Source organism: Acinetobacter sp. C13 (assembly GCF_016809775.1).
GTDB lineage: Bacteria > Pseudomonadota > Gammaproteobacteria > Pseudomonadales > Moraxellaceae > Acinetobacter > Acinetobacter pittii.
The window spans coordinates 13,842-30,578 of the sequence record NZ_JAFBJL010000010.1; the positions used below are offsets into that span (position 1 = coordinate 13,842).

Consider the following 16,737-nt stretch of genomic DNA (forward strand, 5'->3'; position numbering starts at 1 on the left):
CTTCCCTTAAAGACCAAATCGCCGTCTAATTTTCCCTATAAAATTTTTAAAAAAATGATTCTCTGTATTTGAATTCTCTAAGTACGAATTTGGCGTGTAAGTGCATTTGCTTGCAGAAACAAATTTTCCATTATTTGCCATTAAGCAAGCTGTAACGAAGCGTAAGACATCATCAATTGATAAGTTAAGCTGGTTAGCCACATCAGTAATTTTTGCTCCCTGTATAAAGCATGCAGAGAGTTGTAGGCTCACTTTTCTATATTCTTTTTGATAGGGCTGTGGCCAATGATCAATTTTAAAATAGCTATCCTTCGAGGCTAGATTTTCAAAATTGTTTGAATTCCAAATCAGATTCCATAACCAGTCCTGTAAATAATAACTTTTTTTACGCGAAACCTTTGTAAAGTCCGAGGTTTTGGCAAAAGCAAAATTAAAACTCATATTGGTATAGGCTTTTTGACGAGAAGGTTCTACCCAAGCGATCTGAGTCCTGTTATCAATAATAGCGAGAGTACCTTTATCATCAAATAAATGTAATTTGGTATTTTCCTGACTATGTAAACTTTTTATAAAATGCCCATCTATGAGAGTCATTTCATTTGATGAAGCTGAGGTAGAGTTAATAACAGTAGATTCTAAAGAGGCTAATACATTTTTTTGTAGCCAAGATAGAAGGGGTTCTGATTTTTCTAAGGGAAAGTGTAAAGTATGTTCATATATAGAATTTCCATTTTGCGAAGGCGTTTTGGTAATTTTTAAATAAGGAATTTTTTTCTTTTGAAGAATATTTTGAATGTTATCTGCATCAAAAAAGTTTTCATTAATGATTAATAAGTCAATATTATTATTAGAAATGTTGATCCAATTAATCCCATATTGATTGGATATTAAATTTCGGATTAATATTTTTAATTCATCTGAAACTTTTAAGCTTAAACCAGAAATGGCAATATTTATACAATGACTATCCATAGTATCATTTTAAGTTTTATTAAATAATGTAGTGATTTCCTATGCTCTTTATAATGAATATAAAGAGCATAAATTAAATCAATTAGCTGAAGTCTAGCTCTTTTTCAAATGACTTTAACTCATGACGAGCCATAGCCAAATTTGCTTTAGTACGATCAAGTACTAAATAAAGAAATAAGCTGTTATTACTCTCTAATGGACGAATTAAGTGATAAGCTTTACCCAGTGTAATTAAAATATCCTCAATATTATCATTTAATTTCAATGCATTAGCTATGTTTCTTTTTGCGCGAATGACTTCTGTATTTCCAGCAGCAGCCAATTCTAAATCAATTTCCCCACCGCCTTGAGTTGCAAGTGATAAACCACTTTCTGAATCAACAAGTGCAGATGCAACAAAACCATCAATTTCAGTTAAGCTATCTAAAGAAAGTTTAGCCATTTTTATCTCTCAGGATTATAAAATTATAGTTACTACTTTTTATTTAAAAGTAGTTAAAAATCATTATATTTCTACCAAAACTTAAGTCAATCAAACAGGTTTAATTTAAAATTGATGTTTGGGTAAATAAGTGACCAAAAATGTCATATTGTAAAAAATATTATAAGAGGATTTGCACATTATAATTTTAATATTGTGCTAAGGTTTGCATTATATAGTTTTGATTCAAAAATTAATAATTGTAATAGAATGTTAAAACAATATTGGTTAAGAAATTATGTTTTTTAAAACAAAAAAGAGGAACTATTTGTTCCTCTTTTAATGTTTATGATGAAATTAAACAAGCTGAGTATAAATACAGTACAGATACCCTAAAATTGCTAAAGCAACTAGAGGGGCAACAATCTTTGACCATGTAGGAACTGAAGTTTCGATTGTTTGTTCTTCAATATGCACGTCATCATGATGAGGTTGGGCTTGGTGAACCATTTGGTTGAACTCCTTCATTGTTGTATCCAATGATAGCTCTTCTTGTTCCACAGGTTTAGAACCAATTAATTCATTTAGGTGGTTTGTTGACCAAACCCAATCTTCAGCTTGACCTGATAGGTGTTCAATTTGACCTAAAATTAATTCTTTTAAGCCATTATGCCCAAAACCACCTGTTTCATCGAGCTGATTAAGTTCTGCTAACTGCAAAGTTAAAATTTCAGAAATACTCTGTTCTAGTTCTGAATTTTTTAAAGTCGACTGATTATGTTTAGAAGTTGTTAAATGACGAGCAACTTCTTGAATATAAAGTGGATCTGAGGTTTTGATTTCTTGATAAATCTTATTATCATTCTGACGCCATAAACTAATCAGTTTTCCAAGCGTAAGAATATTCACCTCATCAATCAGTTTATTTTTTTCATTAACTGGATATTGATTTAAAAGCTGAGGCTTTTGAATTTTTATCTGCTCAGCAAAGTATTGGACTAAATCAAATGCCATGCTTTCTTCCTCTAAATTTAATCTAAAATTCTTAACGATGGTTTTTTCTTAGTTGATGTTGTTTCAGTTGCTTCTTGTACTTCTGACTCTACTGTATTTTCTACAGGTGTTACATTGGCATATTCTTCAGGATCAAAGAATAAACCTTGTGCATTTTCTCGTGCATAAATCCCTAAAACAGCTTGAATAGGGACATAAATGTCTTTTGATGCTCCGCCAAAACGAGCTGAAAAGGTAATAGCTTCATTGGTAATAAGTAATTGATGAACTGCATGCGGCACAATATTTAGAACAATTTGCCCATCTTTAACAAATTGTTGCGGAACGTCGGTATGCGGTTGTGTCGCATCAACTAATAGATAAGGAGTAAGCTGGTTATCACAAATCCATTCATAGATTGCACGAGCAAGATAAGGACGTGTAGGGGTTAAATCAATAGTTTGCTCAGACATATCACGCTATTCCATATTTAATAGTTCATTGTAACGGTTTTTCTCTTGAGGCGTCATTGATTTAGCGAAAGAAGGCCGTTCAAAGATACGTTTACAGTACAAAAATATATGTCGACAGTGCTGTTTTGGTAAATCAATTCCCATGCTATTTAATCTTAAAAAGATAGGGGCAAGCATGCAGTCTAAGATTGTAAAATTCTCAGACATGAAATACGGGAAATGCTGAAATAGGGGAGTAAGTGAAATTAATGTTTCACGTAGTTCTTTTTGAGCTTTTTGCTTTTGTTCGACATTTAGGGAGTCAGCATGTTTTAACATGTGATCTGCTAACTTAAACCAGTCGTTTTCAAGTCTCCAGATATACTGACGCTGTTCTGCACGCATCATAGGAGCATCGGCATAAAGCTTACTTTGACGATAACGGTCATCTAAATATTCAGCGATGATAGGCGCTGAAAATAATTTAAGATTTTGTTCGACCAACATCGGTAATTGGTTGTAAGGATTTAAGCTGGCCAAATCTTCGTCTTCATGGTCAGTTATGATCAATTGATATTTGATTTGTTTTTCTGCTAATAAGAAACGAATCCAGTGAGAACGGAAATCATCAGCATGACTGTAAAGGGTAATCCCCTGAATAGAGGTGTTTTCGACCGACATATCACAAGACGACGTGGTTGAGTGAATCGATTAGGATACTAAAAATGCTCTAGGAAATCACGGTTCTAAAGAGATAGTTTGTTTATATTTATAAGTTTGCATTTGGTAGCTCTATTTTTATAATAAAAAAGCCTTGGAAAAATCCAAGGCTTTTTGTCCAACTCGATAAACGAATTAACGTTTAGAGAATTGAGGACGTTTACGAGCTTTACGTAAACCAAGTTTCTTACGTTCAACTTCACGAGCATCACGAGTAACGAAACCAGCTTGACGTAGAACAGGTTTTAAAGTTTCGTCAGCAGCGATAAGCGCACGAGTAATACCGTGACGGATCGCGCCAGCTTGACCACCGATACCACCACCTTTAACAGTGATGTAAAGGTCAAACTTTTCAGTAACTTCTAAAAGTTCTAAAGGTTGACGAACAACCATACGAGCAGTTTCACGACCGAAATATTGCTCTAAAGTACGGTTGTTAATAACGAGTTTACCTGTACCAGCTGACAAGAAAACACGTGCAGTTGCGGTCTTACGGCGACCTGTACCATAATTAGTAGCCATGTGCTGTATCCCTTAGATGTCCAAAACTTGTGGCTGTTGAGCAGCATGCGGATGCTCAGTACCAGCGTACACTTTCATTTTTTTGATCATTGCATAACCAAGAGGACCTTTTGGTAACATGCCTTTAACCGCTTTTTCAAGAACAGCTTCAGGTTTGTGAGCAATTAACTTCTCGAAGTTAGTCTCACGGATACCACCAGGGAAACCAGTATGGCGATAATATTTCTTATCAAGTGATTTTTTACCAGTCACTTGAACTTGTTCAGCATTAATCACAACGATGTAATCGCCAGTGTCAACGTGAGGAGTATAAGAAGTTTTGTGCTTACCGCGTAAACGACGAGCGATTTCAGTCGCAAGGCGACCTAAAGTTTTGCCAGAAGCATCAACAACATACCAGTCATGTTGAACTTCAGCTGGCTTAGCGCTGAGAGTTTTCATTAAACCACTACCTATTATAGTTGGTTTGGACTATGGAATCTGTCCAAACAAAAGGAGCGAGCATTCTAAACGAGTTTGTCCAAACTCACAAGAAAAATCCAGTTTAAGCCATATAATTTAATCCATAAACTGATGAATGTCAGATATGTTAAAATCAAACAAATTCTTGTTATGTGTCTGGAGTGATTGTGCTGCCATTATATGTCACTTCCGGTGAGCCGGCTGGTATTGGTCCAGATATTTGTTTGAGCTTGGCTAAGCGGGTTGATGAACGCCCTGTTGTTATCTTGGGTGACCGAGACTTATTAGAACAACGTGCCCAAAAACTTGGGATCGATATTCAATTTATAGAATATACCGGACAGCCTAAGTCATCATCTCTGAATGAACTCTATGTAGAGCATGTGCCTTTAGAAGCAGCGGTTATTGATGGTCAATTAAATCCAGCTAATGCAGCCTATGTATTAGAACAACTACGTCGTTCAGCAGATTATGCAATGTCTGGTAAAAGTGTTGGAGTAGCCACGGCACCCGTGCAAAAATCGGTTATTAATGATGCTGGTATTTTGTTTAGTGGTCACACTGAATACTATCAAGAGTTTGCAGGTGTAGAGCGTGTCGTAATGATGCTTGCAACCAAAACCTTGCGTGTCGCCTTAGCAACTACACATTTACCCTTAAGAGATGTAGCGGATGCAATTACCAAAGAGCGATTGCATCAGGTCATTGATATTTTACTGCATGACTTAAAAACTAAATTTAAGATTACAGACCCACGTGTACTCGTGTGTGGCTTAAATCCTCATGCAGGTGAAGATGGTTATTTGGGTCGTGAAGAGATTGAGACCATTAATCCGGTACTCGAAAGTTATCGAGCGCAAGGGCTTAAAATGAGTTTAAGCTTGCCGGCAGATACTTTGTTTACTCCAGAACATCTTAAAAATGCAGATGCTGTACTTGCCATGTACCATGATCAAGGTTTACCTGTGTTAAAATCACAAGGGTTTGGTGAAGCCATCAATATTACATTGGGTTTGCCTTTCATTCGAACTTCGGTTGACCATGGCACAGCGTTGTCTTTGGCTGGGACTGGTTTGGCAAAAAGCTCAAGTTTAAATGTCGCTGTTGATTTAGCTTTATCTTTAGCAGCGAGCTAAATTTTTCATGTTGGAAATGTTCTATGTATCAAATTAATGCCCTAAACCCGAAAGATGAAGGGCATAAAGCTCGTAAACGTTTTGGTCAAAACTTCTTACATGATCAACGAGTCATTGCCAAAATTGTGCGCTCTGTAAGTCCGCGTACAGGCGACAATATTGTCGAGATTGGACCTGGTTTAGCTGCCTTAACATCTCCTTTAATTGGGGAATGTGATGCATTAACAGTAGTGGAGCTAGATCGTGACTTAGCTGCTGGGTTACCAGAACGTGTTCCACATCCTGAACGTTTGACGATTATAGAAGCTGACGCATTAAAATATGACTTTAGCGAACTGGTAAAAGATGGCCGACCATTACGTGTAGTCGGTAACTTACCTTATAACATTTCAACCCCATTACTCTTTCATCTCTTGGAATTTGGCAGCAAAGTTAAAGATATGCACTTTATGCTGCAAAAAGAGGTGGTTGACCGTATTACTGCTGAACCGAATACAAAAGAATATGGACGCTTGTCGGTAATGATTCAATATTACTGTCAACCAACATTTTTATTTGAAGTGCCGGCTGGTGCATTTAACCCACCCCCTAAAGTAACGAGTGCGGTTTTCCGCCTTGTTCCTTATGATCAAAAGCCAATTACAGCAAAAGATGAAAAAGCTTTAGCTCGACTGGTTGCCCATGTATTTACTCAGCGCCGCAAAACATTAAGAAACAGTCTTAAAGGTATGATTGCAGAAGATGGCTTTGAAAAAGCTGGTGTTGATCCGATGGCTCGTCCAGAGACCTTAACACTTGCCCAATTTGTTGCTTTGGCCGATCAAATGGTGGCGTAAATGACTAAGCGTTTTAACTATGTTATTGGCGATATGCAGGGGTGTTTTGAAGCTCTAAAAGCCTTGCTTAAAGAAATACGTTTTGATCCAGATCAAGACTTTTTATGGTTTGCTGGTGATTTAGTCGCACGTGGTGAAAACTCGGTAGGGGCATTACGTTTTATTAAAAAGCTTGCTGATCGTGGAGCTGCTGCAACTGTACTTGGAAATCATGACCTGACTTTAATTGCGGGTGCGCGTGGTTTAAAAGAGATTAAAGCAAAAGATCGTACCCAAGATGTTATTGATGCTATTGATGGTGATGAGTTAATCGATTGGTTACGTAAACAGCCATTATGTTTATTGCCAAACGAGCATACGATCCTTACTCATGCTGGCATACCTTGTATTTGGGATGCGCAAAAAACTGTAACGTTGGCAAAAGAGGTTGAGGCTGTACTCGCAAACGAAGATTTATCTGTATTGGATGCTTTTTTAGCAAACATGTATGGTTCTAAACCAGATTTGTGGGAAGATAACCTAACTGGTTCTGCGCGTTTACGTTGTATTACCAATTATTTGACTCGCATGCGTTTAACGAATGCCGAAGGGGCTTTAGAGTTTAGTTTTAAAGATTCTTTGGATGCACCAATGCCGGATGGTTATTTACCTTGGTTTGAATTTCCGAGCAAAGCCGCACAAACTCATCAGATTATTTTTGGTCATTGGGCTGCGCTCGAGGGCCGAACTATTAATGAGCAGATCCAGAATGTTGATGGTGGCTGTGTTTGGGGCAGAAAATTAATGGCTTATCGACTTGAAGACAAAGAAATTTTTTCTGTTGAAAATCCTGTGCAAATATAAGAAAAGCAATGTTTCTCTATGAGTGCAAGATGAAGCTTGTAGCTGAGCTAAAAATAAAAAAGCCGCAGAAGCGGCTTTTTTATTAGGAACTATTATTCTACTCGAATCCAGATTTGATTACGCCCTAAAGCTGAAACTCCGAGATAACCGCGCATATGTAAGCGTTTGCCAGTTGAACTAAGTTTTGCTTTAAGTCCGTAAACTTTGCCAGTATTTGGATCTAAAATTTTACCGTCAGTATAGTTCAGTCCATCTACCTGTTTTAAACCAGTGGCGATATCCAGACCTAAAATCGGTTTATTGGTATATGGCGCAGGGCAATTATCACAAATTTCTTTAGGCGTATAACCTGGGCGTGGCGTTACTTTGATAATTTTCCCAGCATATGTCCCGTTCGATTCTTTTCGTATTTCTACCTGTGCTTTAGGAGCACCTGTCTTATCATCAATTGTTTGCCAGAGACCTGTAATATCTGCTGCGAATGTAGCAGTATTAATCCCCAATAAGAGCAGAGCTCCAATAAAAATTTTCCCCATAATTAAAAATCCTTTTAACTTTGAAAGGTCATCTTATTTGGAATTGATAGACCGTTCAATGTTTATTTAATCAACTTCTTAATTATGGTGTTCCAAAAGATAACATTAATGTTGGTAGCCAAATTGCAGTAAATACACCGTTCAATGCCATACCAAATGCAGCGTAACGACCTGCAACAGGCCCACGTTGCCAAGCTTGAGCTGTTCCGATGGCGTGTGCAGCTAAACCTAAGGCTAAACCTGATGCTCTCTCATCATGAATATGTTTAAGTAAGAATGGTGAGAATGCTGCGCCAATTACCCCAGACAAAATAACAATAAGAGTTACGAGTGTTTCAGGAGCATGTAATAAAGTTGCGATGTTCAGAGCAATTGGAGTAGTTACTGCACGGGTAGCAAATGCAAGAATGGTGGGTTCAGACATATGTAACAAATAAGCCAGCCCCATAGGTAGGGCAACTGCGCTAATACTTGCAAAAAGTAAAATACCAATGACCGATTTAATTGGAAGATCATCGTAACGCATTGCAGCTAAAGGGATGGCTAATGCTACGGTGACATAACCTAATAGATGGCCAAATAAGTCATTCACATAAAGACGATACTGTTCATATGGCACATGTAGAACTGAAAGTAAGCCAATCACAATGAACATGCCGAAAACTAAAAGTGGAACTTGCGGGAAATGTCGGTTTAAAGGCTTTGCACACAGATAACCAATGAGTGTGATCAAAAATCCGTAGAAAATCGTAAACATTTTATTCTCCTTATAACCAACGTTTTGCCATTTTTGCATAGACCCACAAAGGTATAAGGGTACTGACCACTAAAACAAAAAGAAATAATGGAATTTCTTTACCCATATGTACGAGCATAATTAATGAACCTGCACAGATAGGTAAAAACGCGAATCCACTTTCTTTCATAATTTTATTATTGGTATCTACTATTCGAAGTGGAATTTTTTTAAACTTTCTCCAAATCAGTAAAATAATAAGTAAGCTGATTAAACCGACCAGATTACCTAATTCTGGATGATCAAAAGCACGCATGACAACGACAGAGCCTTCACGAAAACCAATAATGAGTAGTAATGTAATTACCCATGCTGTCCAGTCTATACTTTTGATCTTATCCATATTTTTTATCTCTAAAAGTTTACTTATCAAGTTTTAACTGATATCGCCCTTGATTTCAAACTCTTCCAAGGGGCGCTTAAATTGACTCGCGTGTTCTCCCAAGATTTCATCCAATGGAAGCTTTGCTTGGCGAATCAGCTTTTCTAACTTATGTGGCGCAATCTTCACATCAATATGTAATAAGCCTGCATCATCATAATGTTCAGACTCAATAACATTTAAGGCATAAAGTTGAGTACGTAATTTGCCATAAGCAGGCTTAAGCACGAGTGAAAACTTTTGAATTTGGCCCATTAAGCATTCTTGTACTGCTTTTTGGAGCAACTCTAGACCTTGACCAGAATGAGCTGAAACATAAACTCGATCTGGGACGTGTGGCTCAGCATAAATAATTTTGGCCTCTTCACCACTTAGATCAATTTTGTTGTACACCCGAAGTACGGGAGCATCAGCACCAATGTCTTTTAATACGCCTTCAACCGCTTCAATTTGGTCAAGCATGTCATGGCTACTACTATCAATAACATGTAGTAAAAGGGTAGCTTCTAGCGTTTCTTCAAGTGTTGCTTTAAATGATTCAACCAAATCATGCTGTAAGTTTCGTACAAAACCTACTGTATCTGCTAGCACAACAGTACCGATACCATCCCAGTCTAAACGGCGTAGGGTTGGATCGAGTGTTGCAAATAGTTGATCAGCTGCGTAGACATCACTATTAGCTAAAATATTAAATAAAGTCGATTTACCAGCGTTGGTATAACCTACTAATGAAACTGTTGGAATAGCTGCCTTTTGTCTTGCAGCACGCCCTTGCATACGAGTCTGTTGTACTTTGTCTAATTTATCTTTTAATTGGGTAATACGAACACGAATGAGACGGCGATCTGTCTCTAGTTGTGTTTCACCAGGACCACGTAAGCCGATACCACCTTTTTGTTGTTCAAAGTCGGCAGACCAACCACGAATAAGACGAGTAGATAAATGTTTAAGCTGAGCAAGCTCGACTTGTAACTTACCTTCATGTGTACGGGCACGCAGCGCAAAAATATCTAAAATTAAGCCTGTGCGGTCAATAACTCGGCATTTTAATATTCTTTCTAAATTTCGTTCTTGAGCAGGTGATAACGCATGGTCAAAAATAACCAGACTCGCTTCTAGCTCCTGAACTTGCTCTGCAATTTCTTCGACTTTTCCGGAGCCAATAAAAAATTTAGGATTAGGCTTATTACGCTGAACCTTAATATGTTCAAGGATATCTGCACCAGCAGACTGTGCAAGTAGAGCAAACTCTTCGGCATCCAGATCATCTAATAATTGTACAGAAACACTCACTAAGATTGTGCGTTCACCGCCTTGATGCCGATCAACATATTCCACGTGGCTATAAATCCTGAAAATGAGAAAACTTTATTCTAGAGGAAACTTAAGCAAAAGGGGAAAGCGTTTGTTCTTATCCTTTAGATTAGTTACATGAGATTAGTCTAGTGTTCAGATTTATTTTATTTGCCGTTCTCTAACGTCAATGCAAGTTTATTACGAAACGTATAGAATGACTTGAGATGGGTATAACAATGATTAATCGTTAGTGAAATTTTATGGCTCAAACGCAAAGTATAGTTAATTCAACGTTAAAGAAATTATCAAAAATAGGTTTATACGGAAAAAAGGTCACTTCTGCCACGGCCGCAATTAGTGAAGGTTTTTATCTAGTTTATCGACATGGGCTTTATAAAGATCCTAATAATCCGGTTAATACACGTTATGTCCAATACTTTTGCCGCCGTTTATGTCAGGTTTTTAATTTAGATATAGAAGTACATGGCACAATTCCTAGAGAACCAGCTTTATGGGTAAGTAATCATATTTCTTGGTTAGATGTTGCGGTTCTAGGTTCAGGTGCACGAGTTTTCTTTCTGGCTAAAGCTGAAATTGAAAATTGGCCTATTCTTGGAAACTTAGCCAAAAGTGGTGGAACGTTATTTATTAAGCGTGGATCTGGCGATTCCGTCAGAATTCGTGAGCAAATTGCTGAATTTTTAAAACAGAATATTCCTGTATTATTTTTTCCTGAAGCCACAACTACAGATGGACATTCTGTTAAAAAAGTACATGGACGATTACTAGGAGCAGCGATTGAAGCACAGCGTCCAGTACAGGTTTGTTTGATTTGTTATGTAAATCGTGATGGGCAATTAGATACAGTTGCGCCATTCATTGGTGACATGACATTTGCCGAACATATTCAACGTGTACTTGAAATGCCTAAAGTAACAGCTCATCTGTTAACTTTGCCTCCTATTTCAGTGGAAGGGCATGACGTCAAAAGTTTAACGCGCGAAGTTCAAGAAAAAATGGTAGAAGGTTTGGCTCAACTACATCAAAAAGTACTTAAACCAAAAAACTAATTACATAAATCCTTCAAGTGGCAGCCATGAAAGAAACTTCATGCCTGCTTTTTGCCACCATTTCATCTCAGGTTCCTGTCTATAAATTACAGGACCATTTGGAGTTTCTTGTTGCCAATAAATATGATTGTTAGTGTCGAGCTTTAATTTATAAGCATACTTATTTAAATTTTCATCCATTGTATGGTGAATCGTCTTAGCCAGTGATGGGCTATCTAAAATCACACCAATTTCAGTATTTAAGTAAGCTGAGCGCGGATCAAAGTTAAATGAACCAATAAAAACCTGCTCATCTAATGCCATAAGTTTAGTATGCAAACTTGATCGGCTTAGCCCTTTCATATTTACTTTAGCTTTAGTGGCAAGCTCATCTGTATTTTTATTTAAATCTCTTTTATCTGGTGTTGGTAAAAATTCATAAAGTTGTACGCCGTTTTTAAGCAGCTCTTTACGGTATTTCCCATAAAAGGCATGTACAACAGCAACGTCATTCGCTTTGAAAGAGTTCGTTAAAACTCGAACCTCAACACCTTCTTTGGCAAGCGTGCTTAAAATCTTGGCACCTTGTTTTTCAGGAATAAAATAAGCAGAGATTAAGTCAACGTTACTTTCTGGTTTTTCCAAATGATTAATTAACTGGAAATTGAGGTGTTCTTCTTTCTTAGCTTTCGATTTGATTTTATCTGGTGAGTCTTTAACGACTTCTGCTTTGACCCAATCAAATTGAATATTGTGATTTAGCCATTGATCAAATGCGTGAGATTTTGCGGTTAAGTTTAAAAAGTTTTGGACGGTAGCTTGTTGATAGTGTGCTTCGAGTTGTTCTTTTAAGCCTTCATAGCGTAAACGGTGCTGCTCAGGACTTACGATACTTTGAACTGAATATGCATATTCATGATTCCAGTAATCATCAAACGAATTTACGATATCATCAACAGCAGCGCCTACCAACATTACATCGACATCAGAAAACTGATAGCTATCGCTTACATTGTAATATTGATTGGTCATGTTGCGCCCGCCAATAAGAGCAACTTCATTGTCGGCAATAAAACTTTTATTGTGCATACGACGATTGATACGTTTTAAATCAAGCACCATATCCATCGCACGATATTTGCGGAAACGGTAGGGATTAAAAAGCTTAACTTCAATATTTTTATGCTGAGAAAGGGCTAGTAAAATCCCTTCCATTTTTTTTGCATTATTGTCATCAATAAGAAGTCGGACTTTTACACCTCGATCAGCTGCACGAATAATCGCGTGCAAGGCTAAAGCACCAACTTTGTCATTATCCCAAATGTAATATTGTAAATCTAAAGTCTTTTCGGCTTTATCAATTAATCTAAGTCGAGCCGCTAGAGCCTCCAGCGGATCATTTAGAACATGGAAACCCGTTAACTTTGGATTTTGCTGGCGTAAAGGTGTAATAATTTTGGCAAGTGAAGTCTCAGAGGTATCAATATCTTTTGCATATTGTACTGGCTCAACACCATGTTTTGGCAGAGTACTACATCCTGTCAAACCCACAGCAAAACTTGAACATAGGACTATAGAGGCTTTTATCAAAAAGCCTTTAGCTTGTTGATTCGTTTGAAGCTGTTTGGAAGGAAAGGATTGTGCCATAATCAGTACATACGATAAGGTGAGCTAGAGTATAATTCGTGCATATTGAAAGATAAATATTGAATTTGATTACTAGCAATCAATATAAGATAAGTCGAGAGTCGTAATGTGGAATCCAAATTCAATCATTTTTTGTTTTTACTTTATTTTTTCAATACTTGCTTTATGGGGAATTTCTGAGGCTTGGATTCATCAATCACGAACCGAGACGATTCATCCATTTAAAGCTTTTGTGCATCTACTCGCATTTTATCTCTCTTATCTACTTATTCCTCTCTGGTTTTTTAATTTATATGCTGCTTGGATTGGTTACTACTCAATTCATCAAGGTATTTTCATCTTTTTCTTAAGTGGCGTGTTAATTTACGCCCGATTTATTGAACCTCATTTAGTGCGTGTCGATACTCATCAATATCGCTTAAACCCAGATCGTAGCTTTGATAAGCCAGTAAAAGTAGCCTTAATTGCAGATTTACATATTGGTTTATTTTCAGGGCATGAACGTCAGCTCAAAACCATCGTTAGAAAATTAAATGAACAGCAACCTGATTTAGTGGTAGTCGCTGGTGATTGGACATATGAGCCAGAAGACAGATTGATTGAAGAATTAAGTGTTTTAAAAGAAATTCAGGCGCCTGTATATTCGGTTCCTGGAAATCATGATGAGCAATATCCTGGCCCACCGATTCAGCAACTATTAAAAGATGCCCTATTTTATAATGAAGTTGTTGATATCGAAGGTAAGATTGTTGATTTTGAAGAATTTCGTTTGATTGGTATTGGCGACCTCTGGGCAGGCAAAACCGATATGCGTTCTATGCCAGATTTACCGCAAGACAAGCCTTGGTTAATTTTATCTCATAACCCTGATACGGTAGATATGGTGCCTAAATTACCGAATCGACCATTAATGTTATCTGGACATACACATGGAGGGCAGGTAGAGCTTCCATGGTTGACTAACTATATTATGAAAAAAGTATCAATTTTAGGTCATAAGCGCGGTTTCTACTCTCACGAGCATGCGGATGTCTTTGTTACCGTTGGCACAGGAATGGTTGGAATTCCTTTGCGTTTCAGAGTGCCACCAACCATTGATATTATTGAGCTAGTTTAAAATAAAAAAGCCAATCACAGTGGATTGGCTTTTTTTTGAATTAAATCTACTTATGGAATAACGACAATCGCAACACGTCGGTTAATCGCACGGTTTTCATTGGTTGTATTTGGCACATAAGGTTGTGTTGAACCACGACCAATTACGTAGATGTTTTCTTTTTTAAATCCACGTGTTAAGAAAAGGTTTGCCACACTTTGAGCACGCTCTTCAGATAACTTTTGGTTATATGTAGCATCACCAACATCATCAGTATGACCAACAATTTTCAATTTATTCAGGTCATATTTATTCAGTTGATTTGCCAGACGTACTAACTCAGCTTCATGACTTTGTTTTAACTGTGCATTATTAAAGTCAAATAACAAGCGTTCTGGTAAACCTAAAGTCCAGCCTTCATCAGTAAGAACGAAACCTTCTTTTTTGAGCAATTTTACTTGACGATATTTTAATGGACCAAAACTCAGGCACCCTGCAAGAGTAATGCATAGCAATGCAATAAAAGAGAGTTTTAAAGATCTTGTATTCATAGATTAGCCTAAATTTAATTTTCAGGTTTATAGATAAACCAGTGTTCATCCGAATTTTTAGCCTTATACATTGCTTGATCTGCTTGCATAATGAAATCTTCGGGGCTAGATGCAAATTGTGATAAAGCAATACCTACACTGAAACTGAAGTAAATGGTTTGACCATTTAGATGCAAAGGTTCTTTACAGCTTTCGAGTAAATTTTCAGCAATAGATATTAAATGATCAGCATGACTAATGGAATGCAAAATGACAGCAAATTCATCACCACCTAACCTTGCAATAAAATCTTGATGACGCAAACGAGTTTGCAGGCGATTCGCCATTTCTTTTAAAACTTCATCGCCAGCTAAATGGCCAAATTGGTCATTAATTGCTTTGAAGTTATTGTTATCTATAAATAATAATGCAGACTTATTATCAAACCCTTTATCTTCAAACATGTCTAAAAGGATTTGGTAAAAATAATGTCTATTAGGTAATAAGGTGAGTTGGTCGTGATGAGCCTGAAAGGATAATTTACGATTTTCCTTTTGCAGCTGATTATCCCATATCTGAATTTCTTCAAGTAACTCGTTAAAAACGGTATTTAAATCTTGAAATTCTTTAATTCGGTTATAAGGGAAACGAAGATTATAAGCTTTTTGTTCACTTACAATTTGAGCAATATTAGTAAGTGGGTAAATAGCCTGCATAATTTGACGATAAGTTAGATTTACTGACCACCATAAAGCGCAAACAATAAACAACATTGCAATCGCAAGTCCTACCATAATCATTTTTAGGAACTGCAATATTTTTTCAGAGCTACCAAAAAGTGTAAGTTCACCTACATTTTGCTCGTGATGATAAATTGTAAGATGAACAGGCTCATTTAAAAACCAATGATCAAACCAGCCTTCTAAAATTGAAGTTTGACTTGATAATTTAAAACTTTGGGCGATCAGATGATGTTCTGAATCGTAAATATGAATAGTACGAATTGAATGATCATTCGTGTACTCATTCAAAATCTGCTCTATTGTAATTTTATCATTAAACACGACTGCGGGCTGAATACGCTCTAATAGAGTATGACTAAGCAATTGCAAATTCTGTTTGGCATAAGTTTCCATAGTAAAAACAGAAATTGAGACAAACGTAAAAGAGCAAATGAAAAAAGTAATAGCAAAAATAGTAAATTGAGATTTTCTAAATAATGCGTGTAGTGAAGTGGACTGATACAACTTTGATATCATGATCCTTACTCCGCATTCTTAGCCAAGAGCAATACTCTCGGATCAATATGGACTTTGGAGTGACTTAAAGCATCTAAGTTAACTTTAAAGGTAGTGTAATTATTCTGAGTATATAAACAAAAGATACTTCCTATCTCGCACTCTGAATTATTAATACTTAAAGAAAGTAAAGAATGATAAGGATAGTTTTGAATAAGGTTTTGTTGTTGCTGCGGAGAAGTACTAGAAAAATAGACAGCCTGACAATGTGACCGAGCAAAATCTTTCGCATTTACAGTTTGAACACGATAATTATAAGACATTTGCTGGATATAAGATTGAAAAGTAGATGTAATAGAAGGGTTATCAATTACACAAAGAGTAGGAGTATTTACATTCTCCCACTTACTGTAGCTTAGGATAGATAAAGTAAGTACATAGAAATTATGTTTTGAATTGGCATAACAAGGCTCACTCGTAGCAAGCACTACAAGTATGCAAACAAATACTTTTTTAGCGAACTGCCACATGGTGAGTTAATGCCAAACTATTGCACGAATAATCTATTCTACATGAAGTTGATAACGTAAAAAAAGTTTAATATCTCATCTAAAAGCGACCAAAAAGATTAAAAAGTATCCAGTTGATGATATTGATTTAAAAAAAGGGTTGCAAAGGTAAGTTAATGGTCTATAATGCACATCCATCGGCGGTGATGCAGATAGAAACTTGTTGAAAAACAGTTACTTGTGATTAGGTTGATTGCTTTAAGTGATGAATTTGATGATAAGTTGGTTTGAGAGATAAGTT

General features: G+C 36.6%; 20 protein-coding genes. 5 read left to right on the plus strand and 15 right to left on the minus strand.

Annotation, left to right across the window (positions count from 1 at the left end):
- Positions 1 to 6: 6 nt before the first annotated feature.
- From JGE69_RS17800 to rplM, 7 genes are all read right to left on the minus strand, one after another.
- Positions 7 to 972 (minus strand): hypothetical protein, encoded by a 966-nt coding sequence (locus JGE69_RS17800; RefSeq protein WP_199114299.1) that lies wholly within the window; start codon positions 970 to 972, stop codon positions 7 to 9.
- An 82-nt stretch (positions 973 to 1,054) separates the two neighbouring features.
- Positions 1,055 to 1,414: a hypothetical protein gene (locus tag JGE69_RS17805; protein WP_046813365.1), complete on the minus strand. Its 360-nt coding sequence runs from the start codon at positions 1,412 to 1,414 to the stop codon at positions 1,055 to 1,057.
- Between the two features lie 336 nt (positions 1,415 to 1,750).
- The gene (locus tag JGE69_RS17810) at positions 1,751 to 2,407 is read right to left on the minus strand and encodes a hypothetical protein (RefSeq protein ID WP_199114301.1); all 657 of its coding nucleotides are present in this window, start codon (positions 2,405 to 2,407) and stop codon (positions 1,751 to 1,753) included.
- Between the two features lie 17 nt (positions 2,408 to 2,424).
- Positions 2,425 to 2,859: a ClpXP protease specificity-enhancing factor gene (locus JGE69_RS17815; RefSeq protein ID WP_199114303.1), complete on the minus strand. Its 435-nt coding sequence runs from the start codon at positions 2,857 to 2,859 to the stop codon at positions 2,425 to 2,427.
- Positions 2,860 to 2,865: 6 nt separating this feature from the next.
- Positions 2,866 to 3,519, minus strand: coding sequence for a glutathione S-transferase N-terminal domain-containing protein (locus JGE69_RS17820; RefSeq protein ID WP_199114305.1), 654 nt, complete (start codon positions 3,517 to 3,519; stop codon positions 2,866 to 2,868).
- Between the two features lie 174 nt (positions 3,520 to 3,693).
- Entirely contained in the window at positions 3,694 to 4,080 is a 387-nt protein-coding gene (gene rpsI / locus JGE69_RS17825) for a 30S ribosomal protein S9 (protein WP_002048725.1), read from the minus strand.
- A 12-nt stretch (positions 4,081 to 4,092) separates the two neighbouring features.
- Positions 4,093 to 4,521, minus strand: a complete 429-nt coding sequence (gene rplM / locus JGE69_RS17830; protein ID WP_002117832.1) for a 50S ribosomal protein L13 — start codon at positions 4,519 to 4,521, stop codon at positions 4,093 to 4,095.
- A gap of 173 nt (positions 4,522 to 4,694) precedes the next feature.
- Between rplM and pdxA the strand changes: the two genes are divergently transcribed.
- Genes pdxA through JGE69_RS17845 form a run of 3 tightly spaced genes read left to right on the plus strand, consistent with a single transcriptional unit; the run spans position 4,695 to position 7,357 of the window.
- Positions 4,695 to 5,678 (plus strand): 4-hydroxythreonine-4-phosphate dehydrogenase PdxA, encoded by a 984-nt coding sequence (gene pdxA / locus JGE69_RS17835; RefSeq protein ID WP_199114307.1) that lies wholly within the window; start codon positions 4,695 to 4,697, stop codon positions 5,676 to 5,678.
- 23 nt (positions 5,679 to 5,701) lie between these two features.
- Complete coding sequence (gene rsmA, locus JGE69_RS17840) at positions 5,702 to 6,514, plus strand: 16S rRNA (adenine(1518)-N(6)/adenine(1519)-N(6))-dimethyltransferase RsmA (protein WP_005065242.1); 813 nt, start codon at positions 5,702 to 5,704, stop codon at positions 6,512 to 6,514.
- The gene (locus tag JGE69_RS17845) at positions 6,515 to 7,357 is read left to right on the plus strand and encodes a symmetrical bis(5'-nucleosyl)-tetraphosphatase (protein ID WP_199114309.1); all 843 of its coding nucleotides are present in this window, start codon (positions 6,515 to 6,517) and stop codon (positions 7,355 to 7,357) included. It begins immediately after the preceding gene.
- A 92-nt stretch (positions 7,358 to 7,449) separates the two neighbouring features.
- On the opposite strand, the gene JGE69_RS17850 is transcribed toward JGE69_RS17845, so the two are convergent.
- The 4 genes from JGE69_RS17850 to hflX all read right to left on the minus strand — a co-directional run bounded on the left by JGE69_RS17850 (position 7,450) and on the right by hflX (position 10,409).
- Positions 7,450 to 7,893: a DUF2147 domain-containing protein gene (locus JGE69_RS17850; RefSeq protein WP_199114310.1), complete on the minus strand. Its 444-nt coding sequence runs from the start codon at positions 7,891 to 7,893 to the stop codon at positions 7,450 to 7,452.
- 82 nt (positions 7,894 to 7,975) lie between these two features.
- Positions 7,976 to 8,650 carry an LrgB family protein gene (locus JGE69_RS17855; protein ID WP_199114312.1) on the minus strand — a complete coding sequence of 225 codons (675 nt, stop codon included), beginning with the start codon at positions 8,648 to 8,650 and terminating at the stop codon, positions 7,976 to 7,978.
- 10 nt (positions 8,651 to 8,660) lie between these two features.
- Positions 8,661 to 9,032: a hypothetical protein gene (locus JGE69_RS17860; protein WP_075384180.1), complete on the minus strand. Its 372-nt coding sequence runs from the start codon at positions 9,030 to 9,032 to the stop codon at positions 8,661 to 8,663.
- A gap of 33 nt (positions 9,033 to 9,065) precedes the next feature.
- A complete protein-coding gene (hflX, locus tag JGE69_RS17865; protein ID WP_014207696.1) occupies positions 9,066 to 10,409 on the minus strand; it encodes a ribosome rescue GTPase HflX in 1,344 nt (447 codons plus the stop codon).
- A 218-nt stretch (positions 10,410 to 10,627) separates the two neighbouring features.
- On the opposite strand from hflX, the gene JGE69_RS17870 reads away from it, so the two are divergent.
- The gene (locus JGE69_RS17870; protein ID WP_005804926.1) at positions 10,628 to 11,437 is read left to right on the plus strand and encodes a lysophospholipid acyltransferase family protein; all 810 of its coding nucleotides are present in this window, start codon (positions 10,628 to 10,630) and stop codon (positions 11,435 to 11,437) included.
- On the opposite strand, the gene JGE69_RS17875 is transcribed toward JGE69_RS17870, so the two are convergent.
- On the minus strand, positions 11,438 to 13,063 hold the full coding sequence (locus JGE69_RS17875; protein WP_002117884.1) for a phospholipase D family protein: 1,626 nt from the start codon (positions 13,061 to 13,063) through the stop codon (positions 11,438 to 11,440). It lies immediately after the preceding gene.
- A 106-nt stretch (positions 13,064 to 13,169) separates the two neighbouring features.
- Here JGE69_RS17875 and JGE69_RS17880 point away from each other — a divergent pair, with 106 nt between their 5' ends.
- Entirely contained in the window at positions 13,170 to 14,180 is a 1,011-nt protein-coding gene (locus tag JGE69_RS17880; protein WP_005065230.1) for a metallophosphoesterase, read from the plus strand.
- Between the two features lie 50 nt (positions 14,181 to 14,230).
- Here the strand turns inward: JGE69_RS17880 and JGE69_RS17885 are convergent, their stop codons facing one another.
- From JGE69_RS17885 to JGE69_RS17895, 3 genes are read right to left on the minus strand one after another with little or no spacing between them, the layout of a single operon-like run.
- Positions 14,231 to 14,710: an OmpA family protein gene (locus JGE69_RS17885; protein ID WP_002117846.1), complete on the minus strand. Its 480-nt coding sequence runs from the start codon at positions 14,708 to 14,710 to the stop codon at positions 14,231 to 14,233.
- Positions 14,711 to 14,724: 14 nt separating this feature from the next.
- Complete coding sequence (locus JGE69_RS17890; protein WP_005065229.1) at positions 14,725 to 15,948, minus strand: diguanylate cyclase domain-containing protein; 1,224 nt, start codon at positions 15,946 to 15,948, stop codon at positions 14,725 to 14,727.
- A 5-nt stretch (positions 15,949 to 15,953) separates the two neighbouring features.
- Positions 15,954 to 16,457, minus strand: coding sequence for a YfiR family protein (locus tag JGE69_RS17895; RefSeq protein WP_133482424.1), 504 nt, complete (start codon positions 16,455 to 16,457; stop codon positions 15,954 to 15,956).
- Positions 16,458 to 16,737 lie beyond the last annotated feature (280 nt).